This window comes from Microbacterium sp. HMH0099, assembly GCF_049384025.1.
Classification (GTDB): domain Bacteria; phylum Actinomycetota; class Actinomycetes; order Actinomycetales; family Microbacteriaceae; genus Microbacterium.
The window spans coordinates 102,454-119,585 of the sequence record NZ_JBMRJR010000002.1 but is presented as its reverse complement, the minus strand read 5'-3'; the positions used below and the strand labels follow the sequence as shown (position 1 = coordinate 119,585).

Sequence of the window (17,132 nt, the reverse complement as noted above, 5' to 3'; positions counted from 1 at the left end):
AGTGCAAGGGGCGCGGAACGAAGACGACCGTCCCAACACGGATCACGCTAAGTCGATACGCATGACGACCGCACGGGGTTGACAGTCGATGGGCCCGGGGAGAGGATGCGGCCTTGCGGTCAGGCGACCGGCGGCCACTCGACCAGGACGAGACTCTGCCGGGTGTCGGCGAGCTTCACCCAGCCGTCGCCGAACAGGTACGTGATCCCGTATCCGTCCGCGTCCGTGAAGATGGCCCAGTCGGGGTTCTCGGTGACGTAGATCCCGTTGCTGGTGGTCTCGCTTCGCCATCCGGATGCCACGAGCTCGCGCTGCGCGGAGGCGGAGTCGGTCTCGTCGATGGGTGCCCAGCCGAAGACCTGCACGCGGTCGGTGGCGATGGTCTGGTCGCCCCACTTGCACTGGATGCCGTCGGCGAGCTCGAGCGAGCCGATGCGGAAGGGCTCCATCTGGGCGGACCAGCCGAGGCTCGTGAAGTCCTCCGCGGTCGCCGCGGGGATGATCGTGTCGCACGTGGGATCGCCGACGGGGGCGGACGCGCTCGGCGTGACCTCCGGAGCCGGCGACGACGGGATGTCGCTGGGGGCGATGCTGGGCGCGGTCTCGGGCGTGGCGGACGACGAACATCCCGCGAGCACGGCCGAGGCCACCAGGAGCGCGGCCGCGGGGGCGAGGAGGCGACGGGGGGTCATCAGGATCCGTTCCGCTCGTGGAGGAGGTCCAGGAAGGCCTCGTGCAGCACACCGTTCGTCGCGAAGGAAGACAGGGCATCCAGGCGGTCCGACCCGTCGAAGGCGGTGAACCGTCCGCCCGCCTCCCGGACGATGGGGGCGATCGCGGCGATGTCGTACTCCTTGACGTCGAACTCGGCGACGAGCTCCAGGCGGCCTTCCGCGAGCCACATGTACGGCAGGGCGTCGCCGTAGCCGCGATCCCGCCAGACGGCGCGGGTGAGGCGCGTGAGGGTGGGGAGGAGGTCGACGTCGTCCCACTGCTCGATGCTCTGGAAGCTCACGCTCGCCCGCGCGATGTCGTCGACGTCGGAGACGTGGATGCGGTGCTCCGCGCCGGTCGCCGTCGTGGTCCACGCACCATGCCCGACGGCCGCCCACCAGCGCCGACCGAGCGCCGGCTGACTGACGACGCCCACCTGCGGGACGCCGTCGACCGTCAGGGCGATCAGGGTCGCCCAGACGGGGATGCCGCGCATGTAGTTGTGCGTGCCGTCGATCGGGTCGATCACCCAGCGGCGGGAGGTGTCGCCGGACGTGCCGTACTCCTCGCCGAGGACGGCGTCGTCCGGGCGCTCCGTGTCGAGGATCGCGCGGATGGCCCGTTCCGTCGCGAGGTCGGCCTCCGTGACGTGGGACGCGTCCGCCTTCGTGTCGATGCGGAGGTCGTCGCTGTCGAAGCGGGCCATCGCCACCGCATCGGCGGCGTCGGCCAGGCGCAGGGCGAGGGCGAGGTCGTCGAGAAGGGCGGAGGTGTCGCCGTCGGGGACGTCCGCGTGTCCGGGGGCGTCGGGCGTGCGTCCGGGGGCGGAGGCGTCGGCCGGGGAGGAGGGGTCGGTGCGGGGCACCCTTCGAGGATAACCGCCGCGGATGGGCCGATTTGGCGTGCGCGCATCACGCCTGGTAATGTCATTCCTCGGTTCGCCGCTGAAAAAATGCAGCGAGTCGCCTGCACCTCTAGCTCAATCGGCAGAGCAACTGACTCTTAATCAGTGGGTTCTGGGTTCGAGTCCCAGGGGGTGCACAGTTGGGAAAGCCCCCTTCCGCGCGTGTCGCGGGAGGGGGCTTTTCGTCGTCGTCGACAGCATCGGCTCTCCTCGGTGGGAGGTCGTATTCCGGGCTGAACGGGGCTACCGTGACGGGGTGATCGAGTACCGCGTGCAGTTCGCGCATCACTGGTCGGAGAAGAACGGCGACGAGCCGCCCTCCGAAGAAGTGATGACGCTCGAGGATGCGCGGCGATGGATCGCTTCGCACCCCGGCGTCGATTACGTCATCCTGCAGCGAACTCGTACCGTCGGCACGGAGCCGTCCCTCTGGACGGTCTCCGAATGACCGCGAGAATGGGGACATGAGCATTCTTCGCGGCGTCGACATCGCGGCCGAACTGCAGCAGGTGGAGGCGCACTGGACGCCCCGGGTGATCGGCCGCGTCAACGACCAGTACGTCAAGGTCGCGAAACTGCTCGGAGAGTTCGTCTGGCACGCCCACGACGACGAGGACGAGATGTTCCTGATCGTGTCGGGCACGCTCCGCATCCAGCTCGAGGGCGGTGACGAGGTGGTCCTGAACCCGGGCGAGTTCTTCGTCGTTCCGCGCGGCGTACGCCACAACCCCATCGCCGAGTCCGAGGTCGAGATCGTCCTCATCGAGACGGTGACCACCGCGCACACCGGCGATGTGACGACCGACCGCTCCGTGCCCGTCGAGCGTCAGGTCGGCGACTTCGCCTGACCCGCGCGAGCACATGCCAGCCCCCTCGCGGCGGACGGCGGCGGGACGACGTCCCTCGTCAGACGTCGTGGCGCCCGGAGGCGCGGTCCCACTCCAGGGACCGCCATTGCAGGTAGGTGCAGAGCGTGGCGGCGAGGGAGACGAACGTCCCGAGGCTGCTCAGCTGCAGCGCCGACATGGGGACCTCGTCGTCCCGCGCGGGCAGCGTGACCTCCCATAGCGGTTCGTCGAAACCGCGCGGCTGCATGTAGACGGCCATCGCGGAGTTGCTGCGGGGGCGGACGACGACGAGGCCGGTGTCACGGGTCGCTTCGCCCTCCTGCAGGGCGACGATGATCTCCGCGTCTCCGACGTCGGTCTGAGACTGGAAGTCACGCACCCACTCGATCAGCGTCTCCCGTGTGCGGCGGGGCGGAAAAGCTGCTTCCTCAGTCACCACGCCATCCTCTCATCGTCGCAGCGGCCCGGATCCGTCGGCCTCAGGGGCGCAGAGCGTCCAGACGCTGCTGCTCCGCCTCGAGGTCCGTGGCCGTGTCACTCGTCGCCCAGGTCTGCAGAACCTCGCCTCGCTCCATGGGCGTCGCGCTGACCCCGGGGACGCCCCAGTTGACGACGGTGAGCGCGAGGTCCGGGTTCGAGCCGAGGGACGACGAGAAGGTGGCGCCGACCGGTTGCACGACGACGCGGATGCCGCTCTCCGTCCACACCACCGAGCCGGCCAGGTCGCACCCCGGCTGACCGACGGACGCGAGGTCATCGACCAGGATGGTCCGTCCCAGGCAGCGGTCGAGGTCGGCGGCCCCGGGAGGGATGCTGACCCCTCTCGCCGGGGCGCAGGCCGAGACGACCAGCACCGTGCCGAGCAGCACAACGGGAAGCGCGCGCAGGGCGGTGGGGGGTGGCATCCATCCCTCCCTCGTCACGCGCCGCCGAACCTCTCGGTGCGCACCCGGTCGGGAGCGTGGCCGGCCGCGAGCAGGAGGTCTGCGGCCGTCTCGACGAACCGGGTGGGACCGCACACGAACACGAGGGGCCGCTCCGCGGCGGGGATCGTGGATGCCGCCACCGTCGCGGCGTCGATCCGGCCGACAGGCCGAGATGCTCCCGGCGGGGCGGTTCGGGTGTAGACCCAGTCCGTGCGGAAGGAGGAGGTGCCGATGGCATCCACCTCGTCCGCGTAGAGCGCGTTCTCGCGGGACCGGACCGAGTACAGCAGGCGCATCGGTGCGGTCGAGTCGGACTGCGCGTGCGCGCGGGCGATCGCGAGGAGCGGCACGATGCCGGAGCCGCCCGCGACGAGCTGGACGGGGTCGGCGACGTCGGGCGTCCACACGAAGTACCGTCCGATGGGACCGCGGATCTCGAGCTGGTCGCCGGGTCGCGCCTCCTGGACGAGGTAGGGGGAGACCTCGCCGTCCACCACCTCGTCGACCGCGAGCTCCACGCGCGACCCCGGGCCGGAGGACGCGAGGGAGTACGAGCGTGTCGCCTGGTAGCCGTCCTCGGCGGTGAGGCGGACGTCGACGTGCTGCCCGGCCAGGTTGCCGGGCCAGCCGGGGATGTCGATGCCGAGGACGGACCCGTGCCGGGTGACCCGGCGGGTCTCGGTGATCGTGCCGACCAGCCAGTCCTGCGCGCCGGTCACCAGTACCGCTCCTCCTTCCAGGGGTCGCCGTACATGTTGTAGCCGTTCTGCTCCCAGAAGCCCGGTCGGTCGGCGGGCAGCAGTTCGATGCTCCGCACCCACTTCGCGGACTTCCAGAAGTAGAGGTGCGGGACGATGAGGCGCGCCGGGCCGCCGTGCTCGGGAGCCAGCGGCTCGCCGTCGAACTCGAACGCCACCCACGCCTTGCCCGCCGACAGGTCCGCCCGTGGCACGTTCGTCGTGTACCCGCCGTACGAGTGCACCATCGCGTGGGTGCCCTCCGGTCCGGCGTGTTCGAGGAAGTGGTCGAGCGACACGCCGCGCCAGTGGGTCCCGAGCTTGGACCAGCGCGTGACGCAGTGGATGTCGGTGGTGATGTCGTCGATGGGCAGGGCCTGCACCTCGTCCCACGACCAGGACGTGTGAACGCCGTCCATCGCGAGGACGGTGAAGCGCCACTCGTCGGTGGACACCCGGGGCGTCGGGCCGGCCGACAGCACCGGGAAGTCCTCGGTCAGATACTGGCCCGGGGGCAGGCGGTCGTCCGACTCTCGTCGTCGCCCGCCGAAGCCTCGAGTGAACACGGCCATCCGGCCCTCCCGTCGTCGTACGCGTGGCATCCATCCCACCAGGTCGACGGCGGAGCGGGAAAGGGTTGGGGGAGCGGGGCGGAACGATGCGCCGGGCCCTCAGAGTGTGCGCGCGTCCTCGACGCGGGCGACGAGGTCGTCCCACAGCTGTTCGAAGCGCGCGTTCCAGGGAGCGGCGAAGAGGTCCGTGTGCCAGCGCCGGTGGACCTCGTCGAGGGTGACCCAGGCGGCATCCTGGACCTCTTCCGGATCCGGCGCGACCTCGGGTTCGCCGTCGACGCGCGCGACCCACAGGTCGAAGAGGGCGCGCTCCTCGATGACGCGTCCGACGAGGACGAGCTCGTCGGGGTGGATCGCGAGGCCGGTCTCCTCCTCGAGCTCGCGCGCGGCGCCCCGGCGGCTGCTCTCGCCGCGGAGGGCGCTGCCGGCGGGGAACTCCCAGGCGTCGGGGTACTCCTTGCCCGGCGCGCGGAGGGTGAGGAGGACGCGCCCGTCGCCGCCCACCACGCAGACGGATGCCACGACGTGGAACGTGCCGGCAGCCACCGGGCCGTCGCCGCGACGATGCAGAACGCCGGTCGGTACACCGTGGATGTCGGTCACGTCCCAGATCTCGTCATCGGCCATGCGCACATCCTGCCGCACCCGCCGCGATGGCGGGCCGTGGGCGCGCCCCTGCTGTCGCCGAGATCACGCGATCCCGCCGAGATCACACGCTCCGGCACGCGAGAGCGTGTGCTCTCGGACCGAACGTGTGCTCTCGGCGGGGCGGGCGGGCCTCAGGCGGCGTCGCCGATCAGGACGGCGGCTCCTTCGTCCGCGGCATCCGCGTGGCCCCGGTCGATGTGGGCGAGACGTCCGCGTCCGACGAGGATCAGGGCGGCCGAGACGACCACCGCGACCGCGGCGACGACGTAGGGGACGCCGGCGCCGGCGGCGTGCCACAGGAACGCCGCGAGCGGGGGAGCGATCGCGCCGCCGAGGAACCGGACGGCTGAGTACGCCGACGAGGCCACGGACCGGGGGAGGTCGGTGGCCTCCATCACGGCCTCGGTGAGGGCGGTGTTGGCCACGCCGAGCACGAGCCCGCCGACGATGATGCAGATCACGAGCCCCACGGGGGACCCGACCACGACAGCCGCCGCCAGCAGGTCGAGCGCCAGCAGGGGAAGCGCGATCAGCAGGACGGTGGTCAGGCGCAGGCGACGGAGAAGCACCGGCGCGACGACGACGCTCGTGATCGCGAGTCCGACACCCCAGCCGAAGAACGTCAGACCGATGCCCATCGCGCCGAAGCCGAGTGGGAACGGCGAGAAGGCCAGCAGCGTGAAGAAGCCGATGTTGTAGAAGAGCGCGGTCCCCGCGAGGATCGCCAGCGCGGGACGGCGGAGTGCCCGGAACGGTGCGCTGAACGGGATGGGCTGCCGCGCGGGCTGCGGTCCCCGCAGCAGGACGAGCACCGCGACGAACGCGATCGCCATCAGCGCGACGACGCCGAAGAACGGGCCCCGCCAGCTCGCCTCGCCCAGGATGCCGCCGAGGAGCGGTCCGATGGCGATGCCGAGGCCGAGCGCGGCCTCGTACAGGATGATCGCGGCCGAGCTGCCGCCGGAGGCGGCGCCGACGATCGTGGCGAGCGCGGTCGAGATGAACAGCGCGTTGCCCAGGCCCCACCCGGCGCGGAACCCGATGACCGCGTCGACGCTGCCGCTCACGGCGCAGAGGAACGCGAAGACGACGATGAGGCCGAGACCGACGAGCAGCGTGGCCTTCGCCCCGATGCGGCTCGAGATCCAGCTGGTGACGAGCATGGCGAGGCCGGTCACGACGAGGTAGCTCGTGAACAGCAGCTCCGTCTGCACGGGGCTCGCCTGCAGGGCGTCGGCGATCGCGGGGAGGATCGGGTCCACGAGACCGATGCCCATGAACGCCACGACGCACGCGAACGCGACGGCCCACACCTGCGCCGGCTGACGCCAGACGCCGGTCTTCTCTGCGGCGGCGCTCACCGGACGACCTCCACATCGACGCGAGCGGCGCCCGAGGCCCCGGCTGCCACACCGACGCGAGCGGCGCCCGAGGCCCCGGCTGCCCCGCCGACACGAGTGCCGAGGGCCGCGGCGGCGACGGCGACGGCATCCCATTCCGCGTCGGACAGGTCGGCCACGTACGGCGCGAGGGCTCCGCGGAACACGTCGTACCACCGCGCGAGAGCCTCGAGCCCGGCATCGGTGGCGCCGACCACGCTGACCCGCGAGTCGTCGGGGTGCGCGCTGCGGGTGACGAGGCCCGCGGCATCCATCTGCCCGATCAGGCGGGTCATGCCCGGCTGGCTCACCCGGCTGAGGGTGGCGAGGTCGCCGAGGCGCTGCGGTCCGTGGTCGCGCAGGAGCGTCAGCGTGCGCCACTGCGCGGCGGGGGCGTCGGTGTGGGTGTCGATGGCCGCGATGCGCGTCAAGGCGTGCACCGCGAGGATCAGTCTCTGCAGATCGTCGTCGCGGGTCATGCAAAAAGCATACCGCAGGTATATAACGTGGGTATCCAACCGCTCAGCGGGAGCCGATCCTCGTCGACAGCTGGTGCGCGTGCGCGAGGAGGATGCGGCCCAGCTCGGCCTGCCGCTCGCCGGAGAAGCGGAACTCGACGCCGGTGAGACTGAGCGCCCACTGCGGGTCGCCCTGACGCGTGAACACCGCCGCTCCCAGCCCCCAGCTGCCCTCGACGATGAGGCCGGCGTTGACCGCGTAGCCGCGCGCCTGCGTCTCGCGGAGGCGCGTCCGCAGCCGCGCCGGCGCGTGCGCCGCCCCCCAGCGTCCGGCGAGATCGCCCTGCCGCTCGAGATAGGCGTCCACATCCTGGGGCGGCAGGAAGGACAGGATGGCCAGTCCCGCCGAGGCGACCCCGAGCGGGAACCGCACCCCCTCGGACAGCACATGCGACCGGATGGGGAAGCTCCCGTCCTCCCGCAGCAGGCAGACGGTCTCGTCCCCGCGCCGCACCGAGAGGAACGCGCTCTCCTCCGTCCGGACGGCGAGCGAGCGCACGACGTCGCGCGCCACGCTCGTGACGTCGAAGCGCGACGCCGCGACCGACCCCATGAGGTAGAGCTCCGGGCCGGGCAGCCAGCGTCCGGTCGCGTCGTCGCGGTCCACGAGCCCCTCGGCGCGGAGAGCCGACAGCAGGCGGTGCGTCGTCGGGCGGGTGAGGCCGGAGTCGGCGGCGAGATCGCCGACCGGCGCTCCGGAGGTCCCGGCGGCGGTCACGAGGCGCAAAAGGCGGGCGGCCCGGGCGATGGCCTGTGCACCGGGCACCGTCTGTTCCGGGGGAGCGCCGGGCGCCGTCCGCGACGAGGGAGACCTGGATGCCATGTCCACGATGTGGACGCTAAAGGAGGCGGCATCCATATGACAAGCCCCGACGCGACGCGGACCCGGGGGCGCGCACAGGATGAGGGGACGCCGTACAGAGGAGTTCGCGTGATCGACAAGACCTGGGCCTCGGCCGCCGACGCCGTCGCCGACATCCCCGACGGGGCCTCGCTCGCCGTCGGTGGCTTCGGCCTCTCGGGCAACCCCATCGCGCTCATCACGGCGCTGCTCGCGCAGGGGACGCGCGACCTGTCCGTGGTGTCGAACAACTGCGGCGTGGACGACTGGGGCCTGGGCATCCTGCTCGGCGCGGGCAGGATCCGCAAGATGACGTCGTCGTACGTCGGGGAGAACAAGGAGTTCGAGCGGCAGTTCCTCGCCGGCGAGCTCGAGCTGGAGCTCACGCCGCAGGGCACCCTCGCCGAGAAGCTCCGGGCCGGCGGATCCGGCATCGCCGCGTTCTACACGCAGACCGGCGTCGGCACCCAGGTCGCCGAGGGCGGCCTGCCGCAGCGCTACGACGGCGCCGGGGGAGTGGCCGTCGCCTCTCCGCCGAAGGACGTCCGCGTCTTCGAGGTCGGGGGCGAGCAACGCGAGTTCGTGCTCGAGGAGGCCATCACCACCGACTTCGCGCTCGTGCACGCGTGGAAGGGCGACCGGCACGGCAACCTCGTCTTCCGCAAGGCCGCCCGCAGCTTCAACCCGCTCGCCGCGATGGCCGGGCGCGTCTGCATCGCCCAGGTCGAGGAGCTGGTGGAGCCGGGGGAGATCGACCCCGACGACGTGCACCTGCCCGGCGTCTTCGTCCACCGCGTGGTCGCGGTGGGCGCCTGCATCGAGAAGCGCATCGAGAAGCGCACCGTCCGGACGGAGTCCTGAGCCATGGCCCTCACCCGCATCGAGATGGCCGCCCGCGCGGCTCGCGAGCTGCCCGACGGCGCCTACGTCAACCTCGGCATCGGCCTGCCCACGCTCGTGCCGAACCACATGCCGCCGGGGGTCGGCGTCGTCCTGCAGTCCGAGAACGGCATCCTCGGCGTCGGCCCGTACCCGACCGAGGACGCGGTCGACCCCGACCTCATCAACGCCGGCAAGGAGACCGTGACCACGCTGCCCGGGGCGGCGTTCTTCGACTCGGCGCTGAGCTTCGGGATGATCCGCGGCGGCAAGATCGACGCGGCCGTCCTCGGAGCGATGCAGGTGTCGGCGTCCGGGGACCTCGCGAACTGGATGATCCCCGGGAAGATGGTCAAGGGGCCCGGCGGCGCGATGGACCTCGTCCACGGGGCGGCGCGGGTGATCGTGCTGATGGAGCACGTCGCCCGCGACGGCAGCCCCAAGATCGTGGGCGCCTGCTCGCTGCCGCTGACCGGACGCGGGGTCGTGGACCGCATCATCACCGACCTCGCCGTCATCGACGTGACGGAGGATGGACTCGTGCTCGTCGAGGTCGCCCCCGGGGTGACGGTCGACGAGGTGCGGGATGCCACCGAGCCCCCGCTCACCGTGAGACTCACCGAGGAGGTCACCCGATGAACCCGGAAGACGTCGTGATCGTCGCCGCCGCCCGCACCCCGCAGGGTCGTCTGAAGGGGCAGCTCGCCCCGCTGACGGCCGTTCAGCTCGGGGCCGCCGCGATCCGCGGGGCCCTCGAGCGCGGCGGTGTCCCGGCCGAGGTCGTCGACGCCGTGCTCGTCGGTCAGGTCCTGCAGGCCGGCACCGGGCAGAACGCCGCGCGCCAGGCCGCGATCGCGGCGGGAATCGGGTGGGACGTGCACGCGGCGACGGTCAACAAGGTGTGCCTGTCCGGCCTCACCGCGGTCATCGACGCCGCCCGCATGCTGCGCCTCGGCGACGCGACGGTCGTCGTCGCCGCGGGCATGGAGTCGATGACCCGCGCCCCCCACCTCCTGATGAACTCCCGCGAGGGGTACGCGTACGGCTCGGTCGAGGTGCTGGACCACATGGCCTTCGACGGCCTCACCGACGCCTCCGACCGCGAGAGCATGGGCGCCTCGACGGAGCGCGCCAACGGGCGGTACGGGGTCACGCGCGAGGCCCAGGATGCCGTGTCCGCCCGCTCCCACCAGCGTGCGGCGGCCGCGCAGCGAGACGGGGCCTTCGATGCGGAGATCGTCCCGGTCGAGATCCCCCAGCGGAAGGGCGACCCGGTCGTCGTCGCGGCCGACGAGGGCATCCGCGCCGACACCACGGTCGACACGCTCGCCAGGCTGCGGCCGGCCTTCGCGGAGGGCGGTTCGATCACGGCCGGCAACGCGTCCCAGATCTCCGACGGCGCCTCCGCCGTGGTCGTGACGACGCGCGCGGTGGCCGAGCAGCACGGCTGGGACGTCCTCGCCGTCGTCGGCGCGGCCGGGCAGGTCGCCGGTCCGGACAACTCCCTGCACGACCAGCCCGCCCGCGCGATCGCCCGAGCCCTGCAGAAGCAGGGGCTCGCGGCATCCGACCTCGATCTCGTCGAGATCAACGAGGCCTTCGGCGCCGTCGTGGCCCGCTCGCAGGCCGAGCTGGAACTGTCCGACGACGTCGTCAACCCTCACGGCGGGGGCATCGCGATCGGCCATCCCATCGGCGCGTCCGGGAACCGCCTGGTCGTCCACGCCGTGCACGAGCTCGTCCGGCGGGGGAGCGGCACCGCGGCGGTCGCCCTGTGCGGGGGCGGCGGTCAGGGCGATGCGCTGATCCTCACGCGTTAAGACCCGCCTCCCCGCAGACGGAGAAGGGATGCCACCGCCCGAGGCCGTGGCATCCCTTCTGTCTGTCGGGGGCGCTCAGCGCGCCAAACGCTTCTTGAGCAGCTTCTGCTGCTTCTTGGCGACGGGGGAGTCGCCGGAGATGACCTTGCCGCGGCGGGCGCGACGCGTGTCCACGACGGCGCCGACAGCGAGAGCGAGGGTGATGCCCCAGCTCAGCCAGGCCAGGGCGGTGCGCCACGTGAAGGGCTCGTCGTTCCGCAGCGCGCGGAGCAGTGTGATGCCACCGGTGATGGCGCTGAGGAGACCCGTTCCGAAGATGTACTGACGCATGGTCACAACCTATCGAGCGGCGCCGCCGGGTCGCTGCAGCCTTGACAGTGACGGGGCCGTAGCGCATCCCGGCCATCCCCGGGGCCCGCGCGGACCCGCTGTTAGCCTGAGGAGACCGCTACCGAGGAGGACCTGTGACCCGGGCCGAGTTCGTCGTCGTCGCCAACCGTCTGCCCGTCGATCGCACCGACGGCGAGGGGTGGCGGCGGTCCCCCGGAGGGCTCGTGACGGCCCTGGAGCCCGTCATGCGCCGCCTCGACGGGGCGTGGGTGGGATGGGGCGGCAAGCCCGACCTGGAGCTCGAGCCGTTCGACTTCGAGGACACCCACCTCGTGCCGGTGACGCTGTCCGCCGCCGACGTCGAGAACTATTACGAGGGCTTCTCGAACGACACGATCTGGCCGCTGTATCACGACGTCATCGCCGCGCCGACGTACCGTCGAGCCTGGTGGGACGCCTATGTCCGCGTGAACCGCCGCTTCGCCGAAGCGGCCGCCGCCGTCGCATCCGAGAACGCCATCGTCTGGGTGCAGGACTACCAGCTGCAGCTGGTCCCGAAGATGCTGCGCGAGATCCGTCCCGACGTCACCATCGGCTACTTCCACCACATCCCGTTCCCGGCCTACGGCCTCTACGCGCAGCTGCCGTGGCGCAAGCAGGTGCTCGAGGGACTGCTGGGCGCGGACGTCATCGGGTTCCAGCGCGTCGCCGACGCCGGCAACTTCGCCCGTGCGGTGCGCCGCCAGCTCCGCTACGAGACCAAGGCGAGCGGCATCCTGGTCCCCGAGGAGGGCGGGACGCGGACGGCGCTCGCCCGCGCCTTCCCCATCTCGATCGACGCCGACTCCTACATCGAGCTGGCGCAGCGGCCCGAGATCCAGCAGCGCGCCCGCGAGATCCGCGAGGGCCTCGGAAACCCCCGCAAGATCCTCCTCGGCGTCGACCGGCTCGACTACACCAAGGGCATCGGCCACCGCCTTAAGGCGTGGGGGGAGCTGCTGGAGGACGGCCGCGCCTCGGTCGAGGACGCCACCCTCGTCCAGGTCGCGAGCCCCAGCCGCGAGCGGGTCGACGCGTACATGCAGCTGCGCGACGAGATCGAGATGACGGTCGGCCGCATCAACGGCGACTACGACACCACGACGCACACCGCGATCCGGTACCTGCATCAGTCGTACCCGCGCGAGGAGATGGTGGCGCTGTTCCTCGCCGCCGACGTCATGCTCGTCACCGCCCTCCGCGACGGCATGAACCTCGTCGCCAAGGAGTACGTCGCCAGTCGCGTGGACAACCGAGGCGTGCTGGTGCTCAGCGAGTTCGCCGGCGCCGCGGACGAGATGGGGAGTTCACTGCTCATCAACCCGCACGACATCGACGGGCTGAAGGATGCCATCGTGCGCGCCATCGAGATGCCCTCCGCCGAGCAGGGTCGCCGCATGCGGGCCCTGCGGAAGCGCGTCCGCGAGCACGATGTGGAGGACTGGTCCCAGGAGTTCCTCGACGCGCTGACGGCCTTCCACCAGCGCAGCTCGAGCGCCGACGCGGCGGTCGCGGCGGGGGATGCCGCCGACGAGGCGTCCGCGCGGTCCGCCGCCGCCGCCGAGGCCGACCGTGCCGCGGAGGCCGATCGTGCCTCCGAGGACGGCGCGGAGGACGACCGGTGACGGCCGCCGACGCCGCCGTCGAGGCCGTCTCGACCACGGCGGAGCTGCTGGTCGCGCTCGACTTCGACGGCACGCTGTCGCCGCTGGTCGACGACCCCATGACCGCGCGCATGACCCCCGGCGCCCGCGAGGTCGTCGATCGCCTCGCGGCTCTCCCGCGGACGGTGGTCGCGCTCGTCTCGGGACGCTCCCTCGGGCATCTCCGCGAGATCGCCGAGCACGACGACGCCTCCCCGCTGTGGCTGGCGGCGTCGCACGGCGTGCAGTTCTGGGTCCCGGGGCGCGGACCGGAGGAGACCGCGGACGACGCCGCCGACCTCGCGCTGCGCGACCGCCTCCGTGGAGAGCTCGAGACCGGCACGGAGGACCTCACGGGGGTCTGGATCGAGCCGAAGGAGTTCGGGTTCGGCATCCATACCCGGACCGCGGATGCCGCCGACGAACGCGCCGCACGGGAGCTCGCCGACCGCCTGGTCGCAGAGCACGCGCCTCGCTGGCGCCGTCGTACGGGACACAGCATCCTGGAGTTCTCGTTCCGTCACGAGGGCAAGGACAGCGCGATCCGTACGTTGCGCGAGCGCACCGGCGCCACGGCCGTGCTGTTCGCGGGCGACGACGTCACCGACGAGGACGCGCTGCGGAGCCTCGAGCCGGGCGACCTCGGCGTCCGGGTCGGCGGGGGAGAGACGGCGGCCTCGCTGAGCGTGCCCGACATCGACGCCTTCGTCGACCTGCTGGGCGCCGTCGCGCGTCAGCGCGCCGCTCACGCGCAATAGACTTCGAGAATGCCCGCACCGCAGAATCCGAACACCGGCGAGTTCGACATCAAGCCCCGCAGTCGCGTCGTCACCGATGGCATCGAGGCCACCACCTCCCGCGGAATGCTCCGCGCCGTCGGCATGGGCGACGAGGACTGGGACAAGCCCCAGATCGGCATCGCGTCGAGCTGGAACGAGATCACCCCCTGCAACCTCAGCCTCGACCGTCTCGCGCAGGGCGCCAAGGAGGGCGTCCACTCGGGCGGCGGCTACCCGCTGCAGTTCGGCACCATCTCCGTCTCCGACGGCATCTCGATGGGCCACGAGGGCATGCACTTCTCGCTCGTCTCCCGCGAGGTCATCGCCGACAGCGTCGAGACCGTCATGATGGCCGAGCGCCTCGACGGCTCCGTGCTCCTCGCCGGCTGCGACAAGTCGATCCCGGGCATGCTCATGGCATCCGCCCGTCTCGACCTGTCGAGCGTGTTCCTCTACGCCGGATCGATCGCTCCGGGCTGGGTCAAGCTCTCGGACGGCACCGAGAAGGACGTCACGATCATCGACTCGTTCGAGGCCGTGGGCGCGTGCCTCGCCGGCAAGATGAGCGAGGCCGACCTCAAGCGCATCGAGTGCGCCATCGCGCCCGGTGAGGGCGCGTGCGGCGGCATGTACACCGCGAACACGATGGCGTCCGTCGCCGAGGCCCTCGGGCTCAGCCTGCCGGGCTCGGCCGCGCCGCCGTCCGCCGACCGCCGTCGCGACTACTTCGCCCACCGGTCGGGCGAGGCCGTGGTCAACCTCCTGCGCCAGGGCATCACCACGCGCGACATCTTGACGAAGGAGGCGTTCGAGAACGCCATCGCCCTCGCCATGGCGCTCGGCGGCTCGACCAACGTCGTCCTCCACCTGCTCGCGATCGCGAACGAGGCCGAGGTCGAGCTGGACCTCCACGACTTCAACCGCATCGGCGACCGCACGCCCCACGTCGCCGACATGAAGCCGTTCGGCCAGTACGTGATGAACGACGTCGACCGGCACGGCGGCATCCCGGTCATCATGAAGGCCATGCTCGACGAGGGACTGCTGCACGGCGACGCGCTGACCGTCACCGGCAAGACCCTCGCCGAGAACCTCGCCGACCTGAACCCCGACCCGGTCGACGGCAAGGTCATCCACTCGTTCGACAACCCCATCCACGAGACCGGCGGCATCACGATCCTCCACGGGTCGATGGCTCCCGAGGGCGCCGTCGTGAAGTCGGCCGGCTTCGACGGCAACGTCTTCGAGGGTCCCGCGCGCGTCTTCGAGCGCGAGCGCGGCGCGATGGACGCGCTGGAGGCGGGCGAGATCGCCGCCGGCGACGTCGTGGTGATCCGCTACGAAGGTCCCAAGGGCGGCCCCGGCATGCGCGAGATGCTCGCCATCACGGCGGCCATCAAGGGCGCGGGCCTCGGAAAAGATGTACTACTCTTGACGGACGGTCGATTCTCAGGCGGCACAACCGGGCTGTGCATCGGCCACATAGCTCCCGAAGCGGTGGACGCTGGTCCCATCGCCTTCGTGCGCGATGGTGATCTGATACGGGTCGATATCGCTGCTCGCACGCTCGACCTGATCGTCGACGAGGCCGAGCTCGCCTCCCGCCGTGACGGCTGGGAGCCCCTTCCTCCGCGCTATACCCGTGGCGTTCTGGCCAAGTACTCCAAGCTCGTGCGCTCCGCTGCCGAGGGCGCTGTCACGGGCTGACGGCCGCTCCGACTCACCTTCTCCCGGTTCCGAGGTATCACCATGTCCGCCGAATTCGCACCGGCCGTTCCCCGGCCTCCCGCCCGCACCGCTCCTGCGCCCGTGCTCACGGGTGCGCAGGCGGTCGTCCGCTCGCTCGACCTGCTCGGCGTCACCGACGTGTTCGGTCTGCCGGGCGGCGCGATCATGCCGGTCTACGACCCGCTCATGGACGACGAGCACGTCCGCCACATCCTCGTCCGCCACGAGCAGGGCGCCGGTCACGCGGCCGAGGGCTACGCCGCCGCCTCCGGGCGCACCGGTGTCGCGATCGCGACGTCCGGTCCGGGCGCGACGAACCTCGTCACCGCGATCGCCGACGCCTACATGGACTCGGTGCCGCTCGTGTGCATCACCGGCCAGGTGTTCTCGACCCTGATGGGGACGGACGCCTTCCAGGAGGCGGACATCGTCGGCATCACCATGCCGATCACGAAGCACTCGTTCCTGGTCAAGACCGCCGAGGACATCCCCGGCGCGATCGCCGCGGCGTTCGAGATCGCCTCCACCGGTCGTCCCGGCCCCGTGCTCGTGGACATCACCAAGGACGCGCAGCAGGCCGAGGCGCCGTTCGTGTGGCCGCCGAAGATCGACCTGCCCGGCTACCGTCCGGTGACCAAGGCGCACGGCAAGCAGATCCAGGCGGCCGCGCAGCTGCTCGCCACCGCGAAGAAGCCCGTCCTGTACGTCGGCGGCGGGGCCATCCGCTCGAACGCCTCCGCGGAGCTGAAGGTGCTCGCCGAGGCGACCGGTGCGCCGGTCGTGACGACGCTCATGGCCCGCGGCGCGTTCCCCGACTCGCATGAGCAGCACCTGGGCATGCCCGGCATGCACGGCACGGTGCCGGCGGTCCTCGCGCTGCAGGAGAGCGACCTGATCGTCTCGCTCGGCGCCCGCTTCGACGACCGCGTCACGGGCAAGGCGTCGCTGTTCGCTCCGCACGCGCAGGTGGTGCACGTCGACATCGACCCGGCGGAGATTTCCAAGATCCGCACGGCCGACGTCCCGATCGTGGGCGACCTCCGCGAGGTCCTCGTGGACCTGGATGCCGCCTTCCGCACGGCCGCGGCCGAGAACGAGGTCGACTACAGCGAGTGGTGGACCTACCTGAACGGCCTCCGCGAGGAGTTCCCGCTCGGGTACACCCCGACGACGGACGGCCTGCTGTCGCCGCAGCACGTCATTCAGCGCATCGGCGAGCTGACCGGACCGGAGGGCGTCTACGCCGCTGGCGTCGGGCAGCACCAGATGTGGGCCGCGCAGTTCATCAAGTACGAGCGTCCCAACTCGTGGCTCAACTCCGGCGGCGCCGGCACGATGGGATACGCGGTCCCCGCGGCCATGGGGGCGAAGGTCGCTCAGCCCGACCGCGTGGTGTGGGCGATCGACGGCGACGGCTGCTTCCAGATGACCAATCAGGAGCTCGCCACCTGCGTCATCAACGACATCCCGATCAAGGTGGCCGTCATCAACAACTCGTCGCTGGGCATGGTGCGGCAGTGGCAGACCCTGTTCTTCGACGGTCGCCACTCGAACACCGACCTCAACACGGGCCACGGCACCCGTCGCATCCCGGACTTCGTCAAGCTAGGCGAGGCGTACGGCTGCCTCGCCATCCGCGTGGAGCGCGAGGACGAGATCGATGCGGCCATCCAGCTCGCCCTCGACACGAACGACCGCCCCGTCGTCATCGACTTCGTCGTGAGCGCGGATGCCATGGTGTGGCCGATGGTGCCGCAGGGCGTCAGCAACAGCTACGTGCAGTACGCCCGCGACCACTCGCCGTCGTTCGACGGGCAGGAGGACTGA

Annotated in this window: 20 protein-coding genes and 1 tRNA gene; 10 read left to right on the top strand and 11 right to left on the bottom strand. The window is 71.3% G+C overall.

Annotation, left to right across the window (positions count from 1 at the left end; genetic code table 11):
- Positions 1 to 119: 119 nt before the first annotated feature.
- Together ACO03V_RS04390 and ACO03V_RS04385 are read right to left on the bottom strand one after the other, a co-directional pair.
- Complete coding sequence (locus tag ACO03V_RS04390; protein WP_423136744.1) at positions 120 to 692, bottom strand: hypothetical protein; 573 nt, start codon at positions 690 to 692, stop codon at positions 120 to 122.
- On the bottom strand, positions 692 to 1,453 hold the full coding sequence (locus ACO03V_RS04385; protein ID WP_423137120.1) for an inositol monophosphatase family protein: 762 nt from the start codon (positions 1,451 to 1,453) through the stop codon (positions 692 to 694). Before ACO03V_RS04385 ends, ACO03V_RS04390 begins: the two co-directional genes overlap by 1 nt.
- Before the next feature lie 229 nt (positions 1,454 to 1,682).
- On the opposite strand from ACO03V_RS04385, the gene ACO03V_RS04380 reads away from it, so the two are divergent.
- From ACO03V_RS04380 to ACO03V_RS04370, 3 genes are all read left to right on the top strand, one after another.
- Positions 1,683 to 1,755 (top strand) — tRNA-Lys (locus tag ACO03V_RS04380).
- Between the two features lie 119 nt (positions 1,756 to 1,874).
- Positions 1,875 to 2,066, top strand: coding sequence for a hypothetical protein (locus tag ACO03V_RS04375; RefSeq protein ID WP_423136743.1), 192 nt, complete (start codon positions 1,875 to 1,877; stop codon positions 2,064 to 2,066).
- 16 nt (positions 2,067 to 2,082) lie between these two features.
- Entirely contained in the window at positions 2,083 to 2,466 is a 384-nt protein-coding gene (locus ACO03V_RS04370; protein ID WP_367726540.1) for a cupin domain-containing protein, read from the top strand.
- A 58-nt stretch (positions 2,467 to 2,524) separates the two neighbouring features.
- On the opposite strand, the gene ACO03V_RS04365 is transcribed toward ACO03V_RS04370, so the two are convergent.
- The 8 genes from ACO03V_RS04365 to ACO03V_RS04330 form a co-directional block, all read right to left on the bottom strand.
- Positions 2,525 to 2,902, bottom strand: a complete 378-nt coding sequence (locus ACO03V_RS04365; protein WP_423136742.1) for a hypothetical protein — start codon at positions 2,900 to 2,902, stop codon at positions 2,525 to 2,527.
- 43 nt (positions 2,903 to 2,945) lie between these two features.
- A complete protein-coding gene (locus ACO03V_RS04360) occupies positions 2,946 to 3,371 on the bottom strand; it encodes a hypothetical protein (protein WP_423136741.1) in 426 nt (141 codons plus the stop codon).
- 14 nt (positions 3,372 to 3,385) lie between these two features.
- A complete protein-coding gene (locus ACO03V_RS04355; protein ID WP_423136740.1) occupies positions 3,386 to 4,111 on the bottom strand; it encodes an FAD-binding oxidoreductase in 726 nt (241 codons plus the stop codon).
- Positions 4,108 to 4,701 (bottom strand): sulfite oxidase-like oxidoreductase, encoded by a 594-nt coding sequence (locus ACO03V_RS04350; protein WP_423136739.1) that lies wholly within the window; start codon positions 4,699 to 4,701, stop codon positions 4,108 to 4,110. The genes ACO03V_RS04355 and ACO03V_RS04350 overlap by 4 nt, the downstream gene beginning before the upstream one ends.
- Before the next feature lie 99 nt (positions 4,702 to 4,800).
- Positions 4,801 to 5,328 (bottom strand): NUDIX hydrolase, encoded by a 528-nt coding sequence (locus ACO03V_RS04345; RefSeq protein ID WP_423136738.1) that lies wholly within the window; start codon positions 5,326 to 5,328, stop codon positions 4,801 to 4,803.
- A gap of 152 nt (positions 5,329 to 5,480) precedes the next feature.
- The gene (locus ACO03V_RS04340; RefSeq protein ID WP_423136737.1) at positions 5,481 to 6,710 is read right to left on the bottom strand and encodes an MFS transporter; all 1,230 of its coding nucleotides are present in this window, start codon (positions 6,708 to 6,710) and stop codon (positions 5,481 to 5,483) included.
- A complete protein-coding gene (locus tag ACO03V_RS04335) occupies positions 6,707 to 7,207 on the bottom strand; it encodes a MarR family winged helix-turn-helix transcriptional regulator (RefSeq protein WP_423136736.1) in 501 nt (166 codons plus the stop codon). Before ACO03V_RS04335 ends, ACO03V_RS04340 begins: the two co-directional genes overlap by 4 nt.
- 43 nt (positions 7,208 to 7,250) lie before the next feature.
- Complete coding sequence (locus tag ACO03V_RS04330) at positions 7,251 to 8,069, bottom strand: IclR family transcriptional regulator (RefSeq protein ID WP_367726546.1); 819 nt, start codon at positions 8,067 to 8,069, stop codon at positions 7,251 to 7,253.
- Between the two features lie 108 nt (positions 8,070 to 8,177).
- Between ACO03V_RS04330 and ACO03V_RS04325 the strand changes: the two genes are divergently transcribed.
- Genes ACO03V_RS04325 through ACO03V_RS04315 form a run of 3 tightly spaced genes read left to right on the top strand, consistent with a single transcriptional unit; the run spans position 8,178 to position 10,786 of the window.
- A complete protein-coding gene (locus ACO03V_RS04325) occupies positions 8,178 to 8,948 on the top strand; it encodes a CoA transferase subunit A (protein ID WP_423136735.1) in 771 nt (256 codons plus the stop codon).
- A gap of 3 nt (positions 8,949 to 8,951) precedes the next feature.
- The gene (locus ACO03V_RS04320; protein ID WP_423136734.1) at positions 8,952 to 9,605 is read left to right on the top strand and encodes a CoA transferase subunit B; all 654 of its coding nucleotides are present in this window, start codon (positions 8,952 to 8,954) and stop codon (positions 9,603 to 9,605) included.
- The gene (locus ACO03V_RS04315; RefSeq protein ID WP_423136733.1) at positions 9,602 to 10,786 is read left to right on the top strand and encodes an acetyl-CoA C-acetyltransferase; all 1,185 of its coding nucleotides are present in this window, start codon (positions 9,602 to 9,604) and stop codon (positions 10,784 to 10,786) included. Before ACO03V_RS04320 ends, ACO03V_RS04315 begins: the two co-directional genes overlap by 4 nt.
- 75 nt (positions 10,787 to 10,861) lie before the next feature.
- Here the strand turns inward: ACO03V_RS04315 and ACO03V_RS04310 are convergent, their stop codons facing one another.
- Positions 10,862 to 11,116, bottom strand: coding sequence for a hypothetical protein (locus ACO03V_RS04310; RefSeq protein ID WP_367726550.1), 255 nt, complete (start codon positions 11,114 to 11,116; stop codon positions 10,862 to 10,864).
- Between the two features lie 134 nt (positions 11,117 to 11,250).
- On the opposite strand from ACO03V_RS04310, the gene otsA reads away from it, so the two are divergent.
- From otsA to ACO03V_RS04290, 4 genes are read left to right on the top strand one after another with little or no spacing between them, the layout of a single operon-like run.
- Positions 11,251 to 12,780 carry an alpha,alpha-trehalose-phosphate synthase (UDP-forming) gene (gene otsA, locus ACO03V_RS04305; protein ID WP_367726551.1) on the top strand — a complete coding sequence of 510 codons (1,530 nt, stop codon included), beginning with the start codon at positions 11,251 to 11,253 and terminating at the stop codon, positions 12,778 to 12,780.
- Positions 12,777 to 13,556 carry a trehalose-phosphatase gene (otsB, locus tag ACO03V_RS04300; RefSeq protein WP_423136732.1) on the top strand — a complete coding sequence of 260 codons (780 nt, stop codon included), beginning with the start codon at positions 12,777 to 12,779 and terminating at the stop codon, positions 13,554 to 13,556. Before otsA ends, otsB begins: the two co-directional genes overlap by 4 nt.
- Before the next feature lie 9 nt (positions 13,557 to 13,565).
- Entirely contained in the window at positions 13,566 to 15,284 is a 1,719-nt protein-coding gene (gene ilvD / locus ACO03V_RS04295) for a dihydroxy-acid dehydratase (protein ID WP_387054285.1), read from the top strand.
- Positions 15,285 to 15,326: 42 nt separating this feature from the next.
- Positions 15,327 to 17,132, top strand: a complete 1,806-nt coding sequence (locus ACO03V_RS04290) for an acetolactate synthase large subunit (RefSeq protein WP_367726554.1) — start codon at positions 15,327 to 15,329, stop codon at positions 17,130 to 17,132.

Coding starts and splice junctions, on each gene's coding strand:
- ilvD (WP_387054285.1), top strand. CDS start 13,566: ATGCCCGCACCGCAGAATCCGAACACCGGCGAGTTCGACATCAAGCCC.
- ACO03V_RS04390 (WP_423136744.1), bottom strand. CDS start 692: ATGACCCCCCGTCGCCTCCTCGCCCCCGCGGCCGCGCTCCTGGTGGCC.
- ACO03V_RS04320 (WP_423136734.1), top strand. CDS start 8,952: ATGGCCCTCACCCGCATCGAGATGGCCGCCCGCGCGGCTCGCGAGCTG.
- ACO03V_RS04335 (WP_423136736.1), bottom strand. CDS start 7,207: ATGACCCGCGACGACGATCTGCAGAGACTGATCCTCGCGGTGCACGCC.
- ACO03V_RS04345 (WP_423136738.1), bottom strand. CDS start 5,328: ATGGCCGATGACGAGATCTGGGACGTGACCGACATCCACGGTGTACCG.
- ACO03V_RS04315 (WP_423136733.1), top strand. CDS start 9,602: ATGAACCCGGAAGACGTCGTGATCGTCGCCGCCGCCCGCACCCCGCAG.
- ACO03V_RS04370 (WP_367726540.1), top strand. CDS start 2,083: ATGAGCATTCTTCGCGGCGTCGACATCGCGGCCGAACTGCAGCAGGTG.
- ACO03V_RS04330 (WP_367726546.1), bottom strand. CDS start 8,069: ATGGCATCCAGGTCTCCCTCGTCGCGGACGGCGCCCGGCGCTCCCCCG.
- ACO03V_RS04290 (WP_367726554.1), top strand. CDS start 15,327: ATGTCCGCCGAATTCGCACCGGCCGTTCCCCGGCCTCCCGCCCGCACC.
- ACO03V_RS04360 (WP_423136741.1), bottom strand. CDS start 3,371: ATGCCACCCCCCACCGCCCTGCGCGCGCTTCCCGTTGTGCTGCTCGGC.
- ACO03V_RS04350 (WP_423136739.1), bottom strand. CDS start 4,701: ATGGCCGTGTTCACTCGAGGCTTCGGCGGGCGACGACGAGAGTCGGAC.
- ACO03V_RS04310 (WP_367726550.1), bottom strand. CDS start 11,116: ATGCGTCAGTACATCTTCGGAACGGGTCTCCTCAGCGCCATCACCGGT.